This window comes from Flavivirga algicola, from assembly GCF_012910715.1.
Classification (GTDB): Bacteria; Bacteroidota; Bacteroidia; order Flavobacteriales; family Flavobacteriaceae; genus Flavivirga; species Flavivirga algicola.
In genome coordinates this window covers 26,788-44,212 of sequence record NZ_JABBHF010000005.1, presented here as the reverse complement: position 1 = coordinate 44,212, position 17,425 = coordinate 26,788, and the positions used below count along the sequence as shown (strand labels likewise).

Here is a 17,425-nt window from a genome sequence, read left to right as displayed (position 1 = left end):
TTTATTAAAAAATTTAGAAATATGATAAGACATTATTTAAACTTTATTGGTATTCATTTCATCAGCAGATTCTATAATAATATTAAACAATTCTTTAAATCCATCCCACTTTTTTTCTGCGCTAAAAGTGTAATTATGAAATATTGGAATAAATATACCGTTTACTTGTTTTACCTCGCTAATGATCTCATTTAAAACTTGCTTCTTATCTAACAAAGAATATGTTTTTAGTAACGCATAATCCATAATATGATACGGATAAATTTTTAAAGGTGTTTGTACTTCATAATCTAAGTCATAAAACAAAAAAGGTGTACAGGATCCAGCTCTAAAACCTATATGGTTTACATATCCCATGGTGTAATCTTCCTTAATTTCTAATTCTATAAGATTTCTATACGATTCTGGTAAATTAAGCCTCGAAAAAGAGTGCCTGGAAGCTTTTAATACTGTATTTAAAATGGTTTCCATTCTCAATTTTTCTTTCTTCAAAATTGATATTTCATCAATAGCAAAATATGATGCTTTCAAACCCACAATACAATAATCGGCAATATGTTTTATAAGCGATACAAACTTCTTTTTATTAGGACTTATACCTTTATCATATGTGGAATAATCGCCTATTAAAAAAAAGAACAGGAACTTAAACTTGGTATGCTTTTGCCTATTTATTATGTATTTAAAAGTATCAAACGGATCATGTATAAAGCCGAGAATAACCAAAAATCTAGTGTACAAACTCTTAAACCGAAATAGAAATAGATCTTTTACCATTCCCCCCAGGGTTCGTATAATGCCTTTTAATTTAAAATTATAGGCACTGGGTACATCGATAATGGGCCTAACGGTATAATCTCTTTCAGGAAACTTAAATTCTGGAAATTGTAACTGCAAAGCATCCTTAAATTTATATGCCCAAATATCTACAACTGGCTGACGCAAAAAACCATGCTTATAGGCCAGACTTTCAACTGCTGTAAAACGGCCAAATTCATCTTTTACATGTGGCAAATACTCTTCATATCTGGATAATAAATAGAAAGAAGCCGCAAAAATATCGAAAGGTATCGCACTTTTATCTCCATTATAAAAAAAGCATTTTGTACGATCCCAATCATGAATATGAATCTCTAGATCACTTAACCCTTGCTCAAATAAAATATCATGGCTTTTAATAAAAAACTCATTTCCAAGCTGTTGCTTCGTATAAGACATTTTTAAGCTATCATGTGCAATAAACGCCTCTATTTTAGTTGTAAATTCTACCTTTATTCCAAGAATTCTGGTACATAGATGTTTAAAAACATATTTTAATCGAGGTGATATTTTATGGGTATAAACTAAAAGCATTTTCTTAGTAAGCAGTTTTCAATCGTTAGCAGTAAGTAGTCTAAAGTGTACTTTACAAGATCCATTAATTTTTATAAATATCAAATTCCAAGCTAACCACATTGATTTTAGCCTTAGATTTTAAAATTTATTTTTCGTTAATTTCACAGTAATGATTTATCTGAGAAACTAAAATATGCTTTTTCTGTTATAATTAGGTGATCTAGTACCTTTATATCTATACTTTGGGCTGCTTTTTTTAATTTATTAGTGATCTGCTTATCGGCTTCACTAGGTTTTAAAGCTCCCGACGGATGGTTATGGGCTAAAATTAAACCTGTTGCTCCAACTTCTAAAGCATTTTTTAGTACTAAACGGACATCTACCAAAGTACCTGTGATACCTCCCTTACTTAATTGATTCTTTTGAATGACTTTATTGGAATTATTTAAGTAAATAATCCAAAATTCTTCATGTAGCAACTCACCTATTTTAGGTTGCATAAGTTCAAAAGCCGACCTACTACATGTTATTTTATCCTTTTCCAAGGCCTCTTCTCCTCTTCGCCGTCTCCCTAACTCTAAGGCTGCTGCAATAGTAATCGCTTTGGCTTCACCAATGCCTTTAAACATCATGAGCTCTATAATAGATAATTTACCTAGTTCACTTAAATTATTATCCACACTTGCTAAAATTCGTTTACATAAAGCAACTGCACTCTCATCTTTATTTCCCGACCCTATTAAAATAGCCACCAGCTCTGCATCGCTTAAGGTTTCTCTTCCTTTATACTGTAATTTTTCGCGTGGTTGATCGTCTTGCGACCAGTCTTTAATTGGAAACGATGCTCGTTTTTCTTGCATTTGTTAGTGGTATTAATTTATTTCGTATTTAAACGAGCATAAAGAAAAGCAAAAAGATTTAAAGTAAGACATTTCCTTCTTATTTGTTATAAACAAATTATAGAGGATAAATAAATGTTGTAATTTTATACATAGAACCCACATTAATTTAAAACTAAAAGTCATTTTGAAGTATCCTCCAAAACATCATCAAGATAATGACATTAATCATATGATCGAGGTGATTAAAACTTACCCATTGGCTACATTGATTTCTGTTAAGGACAATCAACCATTGATTACCCACTTACCCTTAATTTATAATAATGAAGGGAAGCTTATCGGGCATATAGATAAGTTTAATCCGCAAGCAGAATTATTAAAGGATGACAATGATGTTACTATCATATTTTCTGGCCCGCAATGTTATATTTCACCAAGTATTTACTCAACCACCCAATTACCAACTTGGAATTATATTATTGTTCATTTAAAAGCCACAGTCAAGGCCATTGAAAATAAGACCTCTTTAATAGCATCATTAATAGATATGACTGCTTTTTTAGAAGCTCCAGAACACAAATACGTTTTAAAACCTGATAACCGAAGTATGAAAGGGTATCTGGATTATATTAAAATGTTCGAAATAACGATTACCGATTGGGAAGGTAAATTCAAGCTTTCACAAGACAAAAAGCCCCGTGATATTGAAAATGCCAGAGCAGAACTTATTAGAGCAAATCAAGAAAGCATTGAACAGTTTTTAGGAAAGGTATTTTTAAGTCAAGATGAGTTTAATAAATAAAAATGGAAAAACGCCGTTGTTTAGTAGAAATGGTTCAACATTTTTTTATCCTTAAAAAGATTGTGGCCTAAAATTAATCAGAATTGAGAATATTAAAATTACTTTTATTTATCCTTTTATATCTAAACATTTCTAATCTCTCTACTGCTCAAAATATTGAAAAAAAAGTAATTGCAACTGATGGTGATGGTATTTATTCCATACTCCGAAAAAATGGTATAGAACCGACAAAATATTACAGAGCTTTTATTAAACTTAATAAGGAAAATTTAACAAAAAACAACGGCTTAGTAAAAGGTCGGGCATACTTGCTTCCAATAATCGTAAAAGATACCATTACCGATATTAAAATCAATCCGGCTAACGCCAACATTGAACCCAAAACTATTGACACCATTGCAACAACAAAGCAAACCAAGAATCCACTTTTTGGTAAAGATTATAATAACGTTCCCTTTGAAAGCAATACTTTAAATGGAGCCATCTATTATTTAATTTCTGGACATGGTGGTCCTGACCCAGGAGCTATAGAAACCTATAATGGTAAACTAATTTCTGAAGACGAATATGCCTATGATGTGACCCTGAGATTAGCACGAATACTTATTTCCAACGGTGCAAAGGTTTATATGATTATTCAAGATAAAAATGATGGTATTAGAGACAAAAAAATTCTTGAAGTAGATTACGATGAAGTTAATTTTCAAGACAAGCCAATTTCAAAAAGTCAAAAATTACGATTGAGCCAACGCACAAAAACGGTGAATAATTTATATTTAAGACACAAAGGTGCTTATCAAAGACTAATTGTTACTCATGTTGACAGCAGAAGTAAAAGCAAAAATATAGATGTATTTTTTTATCATCACCATAACAGTAAAAAAGGAAAACGATTGGCAGAACATATCCACAAATCGTTCAAAGAAAAATATGCAAAACACCAGCCAAATAGGATCTACTCAGGCTCTGTAAAATCCAGAGGGCTCTACCTTATAAAAAAGACATTCCCTCCAATGGTGTATATCGAATTAGGAAATATAAAAAACAAAAAGGACCAAAAAAGAATTCTTAATTATCAAAACAGAAAAGCTTTGGCAAAATGGATTTTCAATGGGCTTTTAGTTGATTTTGACACACATAAAAACCTGAAATAAACCATACAAATTGATAAAATTTGTATGTAATTTTGTACAATGTGCTTTTATTTATAAATTACAGGCATCATGCACCCTGAGATCATAAATATCCACAATCTTATTGCTACCAGAGGGATTACAACTTGGTTGAGCAAAGTATGCCCTATTGATAAAAATTTAATTCCCGTACTATTAAAAATAAACAATAAGACCTATACGGTCCATGTTATGGATGAATATGAGGACCTTAACCACTATAACCCCGTATTAAATTTTATTATCGTTTTTAGAGCTTTAGTTACGCTTCATGAATCTGAAGATTTTTTAATATGGTGTAAACAAGAAGGCCTAAACCCTGACAACCATAAACTTTTAAATTATTATAAAGACACTATTAGCTCTATTGATGAGATTAAAAGTTGTTTTCCAAATAATGAGATTGATTATTTTATTTCAGATCTGGACTTTCAATTAAATGCTGGTGTTATGCAATTTTTACGAATGTGATCTGATAAAGGATAAACCAGTAAACTTCCCCTTTACCATTTAGCCTATCACATAAAACTTGTGGATACATGGACATTTTCGTTCCTTTGCAAAATACTAAATGGTATCTTCTATGAAAAAAGCTGAGGCAACCAGATTGAACATTCTACACAAGGCATTTGAGTTAATTTATGAAAAAGGCTACCAAACAACTAGCGTTGACGATATTATTGCTACAACCCAAGTTACAAAAGGGGCATTCTATTATCATTTTAAAAGCAAAGATGATATGGGACTTGCCATTATTAATGACATTTTAAAACCAACATTTACCAATAGTTTTGTTAAGCCTTTACAAAAGGAGAAAAATCCATTGGATTCAATTTACACTCTAATGTACAATCTTCTAATGAACAATGAATTTTTAAAAGTTGAATTCGGTTGTCCTGCATCTAATTTTACACAAGAAATGACGCCATGGCATGCTAATTTTAGTAAAGTATTAGATGAGCTAACTAATGAGTGGATAGAAACAATGATTGCTATTATTGAAAAGGGAAAAAAGAGTGAGTTTATCAATAAAAGCGTAAATGCAAAACAAGTTACCATGTTTATTATGTCTGGCTATTGGGGCATTAGAAATTTTGGAAAATTAGAAAACAACAAAAATGCATACCTCCCTTATTTAAAAGAACTTAAAAATTACTTAAATACATTGAAATAATTTTTTCAACAAAAACATACTAATTGGTATGTTTTTGTTTTAAATTTGTGCTTAGAAAAGAAAAATCAATATTCGAGATGTATTCACACTTACTCACTGGCCATTCAATTATTCGCTGGCTTGTACTAATTTTTATTCTATATACAATATACAGAGCGTCTACAGGGTTTGTAAAAAACAGATCTTTTTCTAGAACCGACAATGCTTTCAGACACTGGACAGCAACCATTGCCCACATTCAGTTAATGGTTGGGATCGTACTTTATACACAAAGTCCAATTGTAACATATTTTTGGTCAGATACTGGAGTAGGGTTACAAAATTCGGAATTAACATTTTACGGTATTGTACATCTTCTTTTAATGCTAACCGCTATTGTTTTTCTAACCATCGGTTCGGCATTAGCTAAACGAAAACCAACTGATAAAGAAAAATTCAAGACCATGTTAGTTTGGTTTTCTATAGCCTTGGTCATCATTTTCATCGCCATTCCATGGCCATTTTCACCGTTATCAGTCAGAACTTATTTAAGACCATTTTAAAGCATGAAAAAATATTTTACAACACCTATCGGACGTTTACGTCTTTATGGCTTTTTAGAAGGACTATCTCTATTATTTTTAGTTTTTATTGCGGTTCCCCTTAAATACATGTTTCATAACCCTAATTGGGTAAAAAGTATGGGACCTATTCATGGCGCCTTATTTATACTATTTATTTTCAATGCATTACGCATTGGAATTGAAGAACAATGGCGCTTTAAAGAAACTACCTGGAAAGTTATTGTTGCTTGTTTTATTCCTTTTGGAACTTTTTATATTGATAATAAAATACTGAAACACTTGAAATGATGACTGATGTATTAGTATTTAAGACAAATGTATTCAACAAAAACTCAGTTGAATCATTAAAACCTTTTCTTGATGAATTATTGGTTAATTTAAAGTGGAATTTCGATCTGGAAGATTGTGATAAGATTCTTCGGGTAGAAAGTGAGCGGTCTATTTCTAGAAAAATTGTACGATTATTAAAGGAAAAAGGTTTTTCTTGTATAGAGCTTAAAAGTTAACGAATAAACTCTAAACAAAAAACCGTTAAAGCCAAGCTTCAACGGTTTAATTTGCTATTAATCTATTTCAGGGCGTTTCTATAGAATTTTTATAAGTTAGTTTTATTCATCTTCTAACTTCCATGTTCTTATCCATTCGTACTGAGTTGAGCGCTCATCTTTAGTAAGACCTTCCATATCCTTACCATCTGTTTGTGGCGGATTCCAGTCATAGGTCTCAACAGCCAAGTTATAATACATAGGAATATCAAAATCTGTAGTAGGGTTATCAATTTTATATGCAAGCTCACCATTAAAATAAAACCATAATTCGGTTTCCGATTTCCACCAAAAGCCATACACAAAGAAATCGCTCCAATTTTTAGCTGTTTCTATAGCATCTTGCTTTCTAGTAGCCGTATCGTTGGCACAACTGGTCCTATGAAAGGCATTTGAATGGAATATTTGATCCCATTTTCCTGTAGATACCCAAGCTGGGGCATCAGGGTTTATTTCCCCAACACATTCTTGAATATCCAACTCGGTCCTTTTAGGGCAAGCATTTTCTTCTGTCATCATCCAAAATGTTGAGGACATAAAGGTTTTATTAGCTCTCATTTTACACTCATAATAATAGCCAACCTTGCACTGTTCTTTGGATCTAACGATACCCCCGGTATAATCATAGCTTTTCCCATTTTGTACTACGGTAGCTGGTAATTTATCGGCTTCGATTTTTAATTTACCATCATCTACAGTAATAGATTCTTCTATAAACAATCCTGGCGGTCTGCCTTCCCAAAACCAACCTTCTTCGGTAATTTTAGGCGCAGTGTGCCATTTAGTTCTATCAATACCATCGGCTTGTTCGAACTCATCTGATAAATTTTCAAGTTTTGACCATTTTTTACCATCTGGTGTAGGTGCTTCACCAATAAAATAAGGTACATCAGCTGTAGGAGCATTTCTGGTTACTATAACATCAAAACTACATGAGGCCTTATTACCTGCTCCGTCTGTTACCGTAAATGTATTAGTCGTTGTTCCCAAAGGAAAAGTAGCACCAGAAGCTAGCCCTTCGGTTTGCTTAGTAACAGCTTCAACGTTATCAGTCCCAACGGGCGTGTTGTATGTTACCACAGCATCACTCGCTATGGCATCAATACTAACATTAATATCATCAACACAGGTTATAGATGGAGGTGTTGTATCTTCTGGGGTATCGTTACTACTACAAGCAAAAAGCAATGATGAGAATAGTACACTATAAATTAATTTATTCTTAATCATAATATTTTTTTTAAATAATAATGTAAACCTAAGAAAATAGAAATGTTTCAGGTTGTCTTAAAATCTTATTTTATTGTTCATATGGTTAATATTAGATTTGAAATGCACTTTTAACACACATCTAATGCAGGATCTCTACCTAAATAATGAATTGTTTTTTAAAGAAGTAGCTTTCATTTGATGTTCAGCACCTTGCTTATTAACTAATCTTATACGACACTTATACTTTTTAAGAATGAATTTCCTTATTTGTAAAAATAATAATCTTGTTTTTGTAAGAAAATTTAACTACATTGTTCGTGTTTTATATCAAATAACTAGTACTTAACCTGATTCGTATTCAAATATTTTTATATAACGAGACGCTGTACTCATTAAAAACCAGTTAAACGAAATAAAAGATTATGGGAATATTTCACTTCTTTAAAGAGAAACTTAGTCAATCCAAGAATCCAATTGACGAAATACAGAAAGAATTTATTGAAAAATCCATTAACACTTCGGAAAGGCTCATTTCAAGCTTTAACGAAGATGTTGGTTACGGATTAGACTACAGTGAGGCAAGTTTAAAAATATTAGACGAGAATATATTGAGCTTGTTTTATGATAATAAGGATCATGTGAGTCCTGATATGAAAGAAGACATTATTGCACAAGCCGGCTCCTATATTTTTGAAGTTGTAAGAAGGTATTATGGAGGAAAATACTATTGGCATGACAAACTAAATCAGCCCATTTTAATTGTTAACAATTCCAATAGTCAAATTAAAGTACTGGCATTCGAAGAAGTAAAAAAACGTATTGAATACGGAAATGAATATAACATTCCATCATTCTTTAAAACCTACTCCAATGTACTGAAAAAAGAAAATAAAGTCATGTTTGACCTAAAAAATGAAATTATAGCTTAATTCCAAATTAGTTAACTTTTACAGAAATGGGAATGACATAGTCTTCTCAACAAAAACATATACAAACTCACTCTAATTTATCAACCCCTTAACAGCATCAAAATCCAATCCACCATAATTACCCGAACTCATAAGTAACAAAGCTTTATCATCAAAGTTTTGAGAAAACAGAAAGTCTTTAAAATCTTCTGGATTGGTATAAACAATTAAATCATCACGTTGAAAAGCATTAGCTATTTGCTCATGCGTTACCTCCTCAAGCTTTTTAATCTCAACCGCGTGTGGCGAATAAAACACGGCTGCAACGTCGGCAGCATCTAGCGTTCCTTTATATTCTTTCAAAAAATCAGCATTCAAACTGCTATAGGTATGTAATTCTAAACAAGCCACTAAAGTTCGGTCTTTATATTGCTCCTTAACAGCATGAGTAGTAGCCTCTACTTTACTTGGAGAATGTGCAAAATCTTTATAAGCCACACTTTTTTTACTTTCAGCAATTTTTTCCAATCGTTTGCTGGCACCTTTAAAAGTAGCAATGGCTTCATAAAAGTCATCCTCGTCAATACCCATATGCTGACAAATCCATTTGGCCCCTGCAAGGTTATTTAAATTATGTTTTCCAAATACCTCTATAGGCAAATCACCTTCTGGTGTTTCTAACAAAGTTTGTCCATTTTCTACAGAATACACTGGTGTTCGATATGCTAATTTACGAATGGTATTAGCAGAAGCTTCTACAACACGTTTTACCTCTGGATCCTCTTCATTATAATTAATACTACCACCACTCACAATAGAATCTACAAAAATGCTAAACTGCTCCACATAATTATCATAAGTTGGAAATACATTAATATGATCCCAGGCAATACCACTTAACAAGGCTATATTAGGCTTATACAAATGAAACTTAGGGCGTCTATCAATAGGAGAGCTTAAATACTCGTCACCTTCTAACACAATAAAATCATTCTCTTCGGTTAGCTTCACCATCACATCAAAACCTTCTAACTGAGCACCTACCATATAATCAACATCTCTATCGTGATAATGCATAACGTGCAAGATCATAGACGTTATGGTTGTCTTACCATGGCTGCCTCCAATAACCACACGGGTTTTATGCTTCGATTGCTCGTACAAAAATTCAGGATAACTGTAAATTTTCAATTCCAGTTCCTGAGCTTTTAACAGTTCTGGATTGTCTGCTTTAGCATGCATTCCCAAAACAATGGCATCTAATTCTGAAGTAATCTTTTCTGGATACCAGCCAAAGGTTTCGGGCAATAAGCCTTTAGCATCCAATCGTGATTTTGAAGGTTCGAAAATAGTATCGTCACTTCCTGTTACCTGATATCCCTTATTATGCAATGCCAAGGCTAAATTGTGCATGGCAGCACCGCCAATAGCTATAAAATGTACGTTCATAAAACAAATATCAAACTCCAGATATCAATTTCCAAATTATACGAAACAAATTCCAAAAAAATGGTGGACAGTAGGCAGTAGTTAAGACACAAAAATCTAAATAATTGATATACCATACTTAATACTCCATAGTCTAAAACTACAAACTAAGGATTTTCTCCTTTTGTTTTTTAAATGGTTTTATTTTAGGAAGTTCGGCAATGGCTAAATCTATATATTTTAAAGCTTCTTGTTTGTTTTTTTTATGCATATGGATTTGTGCCAAACGGTAGTGTGCCCAAGCCTTAGGAACCCCATCTTCGGCAGAATAGTTGTCTAAATACGTTTGTAAACAACGCTCTCCCTTTTGTAATTCAATATTGTATTCGGCTGCAACTTTACCTATTTGGTAATGCATGGCATTCCGTTGGTGCTTTTTATGGGCAGCCTCTATAGTTTCAATCGCTTTTTCAGGTTCTTCTTCATTTTCGTATAAAGTAGTTAGTTTATTATAACAAGTCACCGACCCACCTTCCTTTATCGCCATTTTATAATATTTCTCTGCAAGCTTCGGTTCATCATCATACTCATAAATATAACCTTTAGCCAGATAGCCATCTACTTTGGAAAGCACTTCAAGTTCTTCTGCATAATGCAGCGATTTACTTTTGCTTCCACCTATAATACCTGGTAATTGCATATATAATTCTACTAAGGCCCAACGCGTAGGAATATGATTTTTATCCAACTCGGCTGCCTTTAAAAAGGCTCCTTTCACATCACCTATAATGCCTAAAGCTTTTAATTTACTAATCGATAATGCCTTCATACCCAAAGCACCTCCATATTTATAGTGATAATTGGCATTGGTTTCTTCATAAACCACTAACTTTTCGTACTGAAAAATAGCATCATCCCACTTTTTTTGGTGCCCATAAGCATCTCCTAACAATTCAATAGCTTTCAGGTTATTTGGGTGTAGTTCTAAATAATCAGAAACTAACTGTTCCGCTTTTTTAAATTGTTTTTTCTGAATAAGAGCATCTACATCATTAAGGTTTGATTGACCAAAAGCCAGTATAGGAAATAAGAAAAGAGACAAAAACTTTTTCATGGTGTGTATAGTCGAAAACGTAAAAATAAACTTTCTATTTTACTCATAAAAACCTAATTTCACTCAATCAAACGGTCCGTTCGCTCATTCCTTATTTTTTGGTATAGCTTTTGAAAGTATTTTAGATACAAACTTAGAACAATGAAAAACACTTTATCCCTATTAATGATTATACTATTCGCCGCATTCTCTAGTGCCCAAAATAATAAATATGAAAGTTTATGGGCTAAAGTCGAACAACAGGAAACTGAAGGTTTACCAAAATCTGCTTTAAAAACTGTTGAAAATATTATCAAATTGGCCGAAAAGGACAAAAATGCACCTCAACTTATCAAGAGCATGCTTTTTAAAAGCAAATATGCTCTAACTTTAGAAGAAGATGCCCAGTTTAATATCATTAACAATTTTAAAGGAGCCATTGAAAAAAGCACGTTTCCTACAAAAAATATTTTAGAAAGCGTCCTAGCCAATATGTATTGGCAATATTTTAATCAAAATAGATGGAAATTTTATAACCGAACAAAAACTTCTGAAAAAGTAGATGCTGAAGATTTTAGGACATGGGATCTGCAAACACTGTTTAATGAGATTCATGTACATTATCAAAATTCGTTACAAAATGGGCAGATGCTACAGTTAGAGCCTTTAAGTAATTATGACGATATCTTGAATGTACAAAAAGGCTCAAAAATATACAGACCCACCTTATTTGATTTTTTAAGTCACAATGCCCTACAGTTTTATAAGACTGATGAAACACATATTACCAAACCTGCCTATAAATTTGAAATAGATCACCCCGATTTTTTAGGTGATACCAAAACATTTTCGAAATTAAAAATAGATTCAAAAGACACAACCTCTCTACAATTAAATGCCTTAAAAATTTATAAAGACCTTATTACGTTTCATCTAAAAGGCAAAAGCCCTTTTGCCTTAGCCGATGTTAATATTAATCGTTTAAAATTTGTAAATCAACATGCTATATTTAATGATAAAGAATCTATTCTATTAAACACTTTAAAGGCAGAAAGAGCATACTTAAAGACGCATGAAGTTTCTACTTTATACGATTATGAAATAGCTACTATTTATAATCAGCAAGGCACAACTTACCATCCTAAAACCAATAAAAACAAACGTTGGAAACTTAAAGATGCTGTCGCTATTTTAAACCAAGCTATTTCAAAATTCCCTAAAAGTGATGGTGCTAAAAAATGTACTGTTTTAAAACAGCAAATACAGCAGTCAACAATACAAATTACTACAGAAAATTTTCTTCCCATACAACAAAACACCCGCTTTTTAGTACGCTATAAAAACTTAAACCAGCTTCAATTTAAAATTTTTAAGCTCTCCAGAAATCAGTTAAAAAAATTCCATAAAACCTACATACAAGATAAGCAATTAACATTTATTAAAAAGTTAGATGCTTATAAAAATTGGGATAATACATTGCGAAACGAGCAGGATTTTCAAATACACACAACCGAAATTCTAATACCTAAACTAAATAATGGCACCTACTTAATTTTTGCTTCACCTAAAAATGATGATAAAACTTTTGCATTTAGTACTATACAAGTCACTAATATGGCTTTAGCTGAAACTGAGAATCCAGATGAAAAAGTCTTTCAAATTATTGACAGAAACAACGGAAAACCTATAGAAAATGCCACCATTAAATTATCTTATAAAAAAAACTACAGTAATAAGGAAATAACCGAAACCAAAACTTCAAATCAATTAGGACAAGTTTCACTTCTAAAATCGAATGCAAACTACAGTAGTTTAAACATCAAAGTTACAAACGGTAGGGAAAAGGCATATTTTGGCAACTATTATGTAGGTAGATATTATAAACAAAAGCAAGAAAAAGTTACATACAATGCTTTTCTGTTCACAGATAGAAGCATATACAGACCTGGACAAACCGTCTACTTTAAAGCCATAGCCCTTAAAACAGGGGAAAACAAATCTGAGGTCCTGGCAAACGAACCTGTTTATGCTATTTTATACAACGTAAATGGTGAAGAAATCAAGCAATTAAAGTTTAAAACAAATGAATTTGGTTCTGTTTCGGGCGAATTTATTTTACCTAGCAATGGGTTAAACGGTCAATACTATATTGAATTCGATACAGAATCTAGTTACGATATGGAAAGTTCTGCCCACTTCTCTGTTGAAGAGTATAAACGTCCAAAATTCGAAACAAAGTTTATCCCTATAACACAAACCTATAAAGTAAATGACTCGGTAACTATAAAAGGAAATGCCTTAGCATATGCGGGTAGCCATATTACTGATGCCAAAGTTGTGTATCGAGTTCATAGAAAAGTAGCATATCCCCGTTGGTGTTTTTGGTACAACCCATGGTTTAACAGCGAACCTCAGGAAATTACCCATGGAGAAAGTATAACGAATGACAAAGGAATCTTTGAAATCACTTTTAAAGCCATTCCAGATTTAAGTGCAAATAAATTGAACCTTCCTATTTTTAAATATGAAGTCACTGCTGATGTTACCGATTTAAATGGCGAAACCAGAAGTGCTACTACTATCGTAAATGTTGGTTACCATGCCCTAACAGCAAATATGTCTATTGCTAATCTTATAGATAAAACTAAAAAAAACAATGCTATCGAGATAGACACGAGAAATTTGAATAGTGAATTTGTACCAGCAAAAGGAACAGTTAAAATTTATAAGCTGAACGGCCCTAAAAGAGTTTTAAGACAAAGACTATGGGACGCACCAGACTATCAGGAATTTTCACAAGATGTTTTTCATAAGCTATTCCCAAATGATGCTTATAATAATGAACATAATCCTGATAACTGGAAAAAAGGGACACTGGTATTTGTATCTTCTTTTAATACAGCAACTACCAAAAAACTTAATCTAGGCAAAATTAAGAAATGGAAATCCGGTGCCTATATTATCATTTTAGAGAGCAAAGACAAGTTTGGACAATTGGTTAAGGATGAAATTAAAACGACTCTGTACAGTGAAAAAGATAAAACTATAGCAGACAAACAACTATTTCATATTGCAACAAATAAATCAAGTTACAAGATAGGCGAAAATGCTTTAATTACTTTAGGGTCGGCTGCTAGCAATGTAAACGTTACTGTTCAGGTTGAAAAGGATCGAAAAGTTATAAAGACATATGTTATTTCTCTAAACAATAATAAAAAAACAATTTCTATGCCTGTGAACAATGAAGATTTGGGTGGTTTTGCAGTTAAATACAGTTTTGCCGCTTTTAATAGTTTTCAATCGGGCAGCTTGAATATAGCTGTTCCGTACCCTAACACCGAGTTAGATATTGAAACAACAACTTTTAGAGATAAATTACAACCTGGAGTCAATGAAACCTGGAGTTTCAAAATAAAAGGGCCTCAAGGAGATAAAGTGAGTGCAGAATTATTAGCTAGTATGTATGATGCCTCGCTAGATCAATTTAGGCCACATGCCTGGTATTTTGCTACTAATAAACCCAACTATTATTCGTATAACCAAAGTAAAGCTCATCGAAGTTTTGGTACACAGTATTTTAGGGTCTATAATAATTATAAGAGGTCTCATTATACACCCCAACATTACGATCAACTCAATTGGTTTGGGTTTTATTTTGGAAACAATTATCTGGCAGAAAGAACTTTAAGCAAATTTAGTAGTCGTGTAGTAAACGCTCCCATGGCGCCAGAGATGGAAGCAGAAGAATCCGTTGATTTTAAAGCAGAAAGTGATAGTGCAAATTTAGATGAAGTAGCGGTTGTAGGCTATAGCTCTGAACTTATAAACGATGAAGATGATTTAGAATTAAAAGAGGAACTAATTGAAAAAAAATTAGAAGAGCCTAATTTTGACAATGTCAAAATTCGCAAAAACCTCCAAGAAACTGCTTTTTTCTTTCCACAGTTAAAAACAGACCTAGAGGGTAACGTTAGTTTTAGTTTTACAACACCAGAAGCTTTAACTCAATGGAATTTACAGCTACTGGCACATACCAAATCTTTAGAGAGTGCTACTAAAACCTTAACTACAGTTACCCAAAAAGAATTAATGGTGGTGCCAAATGCTCCGCGTTTTTTACGCGAAGGCGATCACATTACGATTAGTACTAAAATTGCAAACCTCACCGAAAAGCAATTATCTGGCGAAGCCATATTAATTTTAACAGATGCTATTTCTGGAAAGGACATATCTCAAAGGCTTTTGGACGTTGAGCGTAGTCAAAACGTACCATCTAATAAACATACTTCAACTACTCCCAGTTCCCAAACATTTACCGTTGACACTAAAGGAAACACCCAAGTATCATGGCATTTATCAATTCCAGATGACGTTCAAGCAATTCAATATAAAGTAATTGCCAAATCGGAAACCTTTAGTGACGGTGAACAAAATGCCTTACCTGTGCTATCTAACCGAATGCTGGTTACCGAAACACTTCCTATGTGGATTCGCAGTAATCAAACAAAAACCTTCACCTTAGACAAATTGAAAACCAATACCTCGACAACACTCAAAAACCATAAGTTAACTTTGGAAATGACGTCTAACCCTGCTTGGTATGCCGTACAGGCACTCCCTTATTTAATGGAGTATCCGTATGAATGCAACGAGCAAACTTTTAGCCGTTATTATGCCAATGCTTTGGCAAGCCATATTGCTAATTCGAATCCGCGAATTCAAGAGGTTTTCAATCAATGGAAATCTCAAGATGCTCTAATTTCTAATTTAGAGAAGAATGAAGAACTTAAATCTATCGTTATTCAAGAAACACCGTGGTTAAGAGATGCTCAAAACGAAACAGAGCAGAAAAAACGTATTGCATTGCTTTTCGACCTAAACAAGATGAACAATGAGTTGCAATCGGCCATCAGGAAATTAGAAAATAATCAAATGAATTCTGGTGCATGGGCATGGTTTAATGGTGGACGAGCAAACAGATACATCACACAACACATCATGACAGGTTTTGGCCATTTAAACAAGTTAGGTGTCACGTCAAGCACAGACAAGACCTCTAGAATGATTTCAAAAGCCATAAAGTATCTCGATGCACAATTCGTAAAAGAATATAAGGACATTAGAAAGTATAATGCTAAGGCCGATTTAAACAAAGACCGTTTAAGCTATGCCCAATTGCATTATTTATATATGCGCAGCTTCTTTACAGACATTAAAAAGTCAAAAGAAGTTGAAAAAATCATGCAATATTACCAAACACAAATTCAAAAATATTGGCTAAGCCGACCATTATATGCTAAGGGTTTAATGGTTTTAATATCACATAGAAATAAGGACTCCAAAACGACTAATAAGATTTTAAAATCATTAAAAGAAACGAGTGTCACTTCAGAAGAATTAGGCACCTATTGGAAATCAAACACCAATTCTTGGTTCTGGTATCAGGCTCCTATTGAAACACATGCGCTTTTAATTGAAGTTTTCTCAGAAATCGAAAATGATACTGAAACTATTAATAATTTAAAAATCTGGTTACTTAAAAACAAACAAACCAATAGATGGAAAACGACCAAAGCTACTACTGATGCCGTATACGCCTTGTTGCTTCAAGGAAGTGATTGGCTAAGTGTAACAGACATAGTCGATGTTGTTTTAGGCGGGCAAAAAATAACGCCTTCGAAGTTAGAAAGCGTAAAAGTTGAAGCAGGAACAGGTTATTATAAAACCTCTTGGAATGGCACAGAGATTAAACCCGAAATGGCAGAGGTAAAACTTACTAAAAAAGGAAAAGGCATAGCCTGGGGGAGTTTATACTGGCAATATTTTGAAGATTTAGATAAAATTACATCGGCAGAAACACCTCTTAAGCTAAAGAAAAAATTATTCTTAAAGCAAAATACAGATAGAGGAGAAATCATATCAGAAATTACAAAAGACACGCATCTAAACGTTGGAGATTTAGTAAGAGTTCGTATAGAGTTACGAAGTGATCGCAATATGGAGTTTATCCACATGAAAGACATGCGTGCTTCGGGGCTAGAACCTGTAAGTGTGTTATCTCAATATAAATGGCAAGATGGTCTGGGCTATTACGAAAGTACAAAAGATGCCTCTACCAATTTCTTTTTTGATTATTTACCAAAAGGTATTTACGTTTTTGAATATGATTTAAGGGTCAATAATGCTGGTAACATGAGTAATGGTATTACAACCATACAAAGCATGTATGCCCCAGAATTTAGTAGTCATAGTGAAGGGATTCGTTTGTTAGTTAAGTAGATCTGTTTCGATAAAGCTCAAAGTAAATTAATTTTAATTTGCTATCTTTCAGTCTAATAACTAATAAATACA

14 protein-coding genes are annotated in these 17,425 nt (G+C 32.9%); 9 read left to right on the top strand and 5 right to left on the bottom strand.

Going from position 1 to position 17,425, the window contains the following annotated elements; genetic code table 11:
* Positions 1 to 36: 36 nt before the first annotated feature.
* Complete coding sequence (locus HHX25_RS09655) at positions 37 to 1,353, bottom strand: polysaccharide deacetylase family protein (RefSeq protein ID WP_169672589.1); 1,317 nt, start codon at positions 1,351 to 1,353, stop codon at positions 37 to 39.
* 143 nt (positions 1,354 to 1,496) lie between these two features.
* Complete coding sequence (gene radC, locus HHX25_RS09650; protein WP_169672587.1) at positions 1,497 to 2,195, bottom strand: RadC family protein; 699 nt, start codon at positions 2,193 to 2,195, stop codon at positions 1,497 to 1,499.
* 166 nt (positions 2,196 to 2,361) lie between these two features.
* On the opposite strand from radC, the gene HHX25_RS09645 reads away from it, so the two are divergent.
* From HHX25_RS09645 to HHX25_RS09615, 7 genes are all read left to right on the top strand, one after another.
* Complete coding sequence (locus HHX25_RS09645; RefSeq protein WP_169672585.1) at positions 2,362 to 2,979, top strand: FMN-binding negative transcriptional regulator; 618 nt, start codon at positions 2,362 to 2,364, stop codon at positions 2,977 to 2,979.
* Positions 2,980 to 3,062: 83 nt separating this feature from the next.
* A complete protein-coding gene (locus HHX25_RS09640; RefSeq protein ID WP_169672584.1) occupies positions 3,063 to 4,133 on the top strand; it encodes an N-acetylmuramoyl-L-alanine amidase family protein in 1,071 nt (356 codons plus the stop codon).
* 69 nt (positions 4,134 to 4,202) lie between these two features.
* The gene (locus tag HHX25_RS09635) at positions 4,203 to 4,622 is read left to right on the top strand and encodes a hypothetical protein (protein WP_169672581.1); all 420 of its coding nucleotides are present in this window, start codon (positions 4,203 to 4,205) and stop codon (positions 4,620 to 4,622) included.
* 112 nt (positions 4,623 to 4,734) lie between these two features.
* Positions 4,735 to 5,325: a TetR/AcrR family transcriptional regulator gene (locus tag HHX25_RS09630; RefSeq protein WP_169672580.1), complete on the top strand. Its 591-nt coding sequence runs from the start codon at positions 4,735 to 4,737 to the stop codon at positions 5,323 to 5,325.
* Positions 5,326 to 5,402: 77 nt separating this feature from the next.
* A complete protein-coding gene (locus HHX25_RS09625) occupies positions 5,403 to 5,867 on the top strand; it encodes a hypothetical protein (protein WP_169672578.1) in 465 nt (154 codons plus the stop codon).
* Between the two features lie 3 nt (positions 5,868 to 5,870).
* On the top strand, positions 5,871 to 6,176 hold the full coding sequence (locus HHX25_RS09620; RefSeq protein WP_169672576.1) for a DUF3817 domain-containing protein: 306 nt from the start codon (positions 5,871 to 5,873) through the stop codon (positions 6,174 to 6,176).
* A complete protein-coding gene (locus HHX25_RS09615) occupies positions 6,173 to 6,394 on the top strand; it encodes a hypothetical protein (RefSeq protein ID WP_205958027.1) in 222 nt (73 codons plus the stop codon). The genes HHX25_RS09620 and HHX25_RS09615 overlap by 4 nt, the downstream gene beginning before the upstream one ends.
* Positions 6,395 to 6,496: 102 nt before the next feature.
* Here HHX25_RS09615 and HHX25_RS09610 read toward each other — a convergent pair whose 3' ends face one another.
* On the bottom strand, positions 6,497 to 7,663 hold the full coding sequence (locus tag HHX25_RS09610; protein WP_169672575.1) for an HYR domain-containing protein: 1,167 nt from the start codon (positions 7,661 to 7,663) through the stop codon (positions 6,497 to 6,499).
* Positions 7,664 to 8,067: 404 nt separating this feature from the next.
* On the opposite strand from HHX25_RS09610, the gene HHX25_RS09605 reads away from it, so the two are divergent.
* The gene (locus HHX25_RS09605) at positions 8,068 to 8,574 is read left to right on the top strand and encodes a hypothetical protein (protein WP_169672573.1); all 507 of its coding nucleotides are present in this window, start codon (positions 8,068 to 8,070) and stop codon (positions 8,572 to 8,574) included.
* A 72-nt stretch (positions 8,575 to 8,646) separates the two neighbouring features.
* Here HHX25_RS09605 and HHX25_RS09600 read toward each other — a convergent pair whose 3' ends face one another.
* Entirely contained in the window at positions 8,647 to 10,002 is a 1,356-nt protein-coding gene (locus tag HHX25_RS09600) for a UDP-N-acetylmuramate--L-alanine ligase (protein WP_169672571.1), read from the bottom strand.
* A 139-nt stretch (positions 10,003 to 10,141) separates the two neighbouring features.
* A complete protein-coding gene (locus HHX25_RS09595; protein WP_169672569.1) occupies positions 10,142 to 11,095 on the bottom strand; it encodes a tetratricopeptide repeat protein in 954 nt (317 codons plus the stop codon).
* Between the two features lie 141 nt (positions 11,096 to 11,236).
* Between HHX25_RS09595 and HHX25_RS09590 the strand changes: the two genes are divergently transcribed.
* The gene (locus HHX25_RS09590) at positions 11,237 to 17,353 is read left to right on the top strand and encodes an alpha-2-macroglobulin family protein (RefSeq protein WP_169672567.1); all 6,117 of its coding nucleotides are present in this window, start codon (positions 11,237 to 11,239) and stop codon (positions 17,351 to 17,353) included.
* Positions 17,354 to 17,425 lie beyond the last annotated feature (72 nt).

Bases quoted from the DNA above. Each gene is read 5' to 3' on its own strand.
- HHX25_RS09655 (WP_169672589.1), bottom strand. From the start codon at position 1,353: ATGCTTTTAGTTTATACCCATAAAATATCACCTCGATTAAAATATGTT.
- radC (WP_169672587.1), bottom strand. From the start codon at position 2,195: ATGCAAGAAAAACGAGCATCGTTTCCAATTAAAGACTGGTCGCAAGAC.
- HHX25_RS09635 (WP_169672581.1), top strand. From the start codon at position 4,203: ATGCACCCTGAGATCATAAATATCCACAATCTTATTGCTACCAGAGGG.
- HHX25_RS09630 (WP_169672580.1), top strand. From the start codon at position 4,735: ATGAAAAAAGCTGAGGCAACCAGATTGAACATTCTACACAAGGCATTT.
- HHX25_RS09625 (WP_169672578.1), top strand. From the start codon at position 5,403: ATGTATTCACACTTACTCACTGGCCATTCAATTATTCGCTGGCTTGTA.
- HHX25_RS09620 (WP_169672576.1), top strand. From the start codon at position 5,871: ATGAAAAAATATTTTACAACACCTATCGGACGTTTACGTCTTTATGGC.
- HHX25_RS09615 (WP_205958027.1), top strand. From the start codon at position 6,173: ATGATGACTGATGTATTAGTATTTAAGACAAATGTATTCAACAAAAAC.
- HHX25_RS09610 (WP_169672575.1), bottom strand. From the start codon at position 7,663: ATGATTAAGAATAAATTAATTTATAGTGTACTATTCTCATCATTGCTT.
- HHX25_RS09605 (WP_169672573.1), top strand. From the start codon at position 8,068: ATGGGAATATTTCACTTCTTTAAAGAGAAACTTAGTCAATCCAAGAAT.
- HHX25_RS09600 (WP_169672571.1), bottom strand. From the start codon at position 10,002: ATGAACGTACATTTTATAGCTATTGGCGGTGCTGCCATGCACAATTTA.
- HHX25_RS09595 (WP_169672569.1), bottom strand. From the start codon at position 11,095: ATGAAAAAGTTTTTGTCTCTTTTCTTATTTCCTATACTGGCTTTTGGT.
- HHX25_RS09590 (WP_169672567.1), top strand. From the start codon at position 11,237: ATGAAAAACACTTTATCCCTATTAATGATTATACTATTCGCCGCATTC.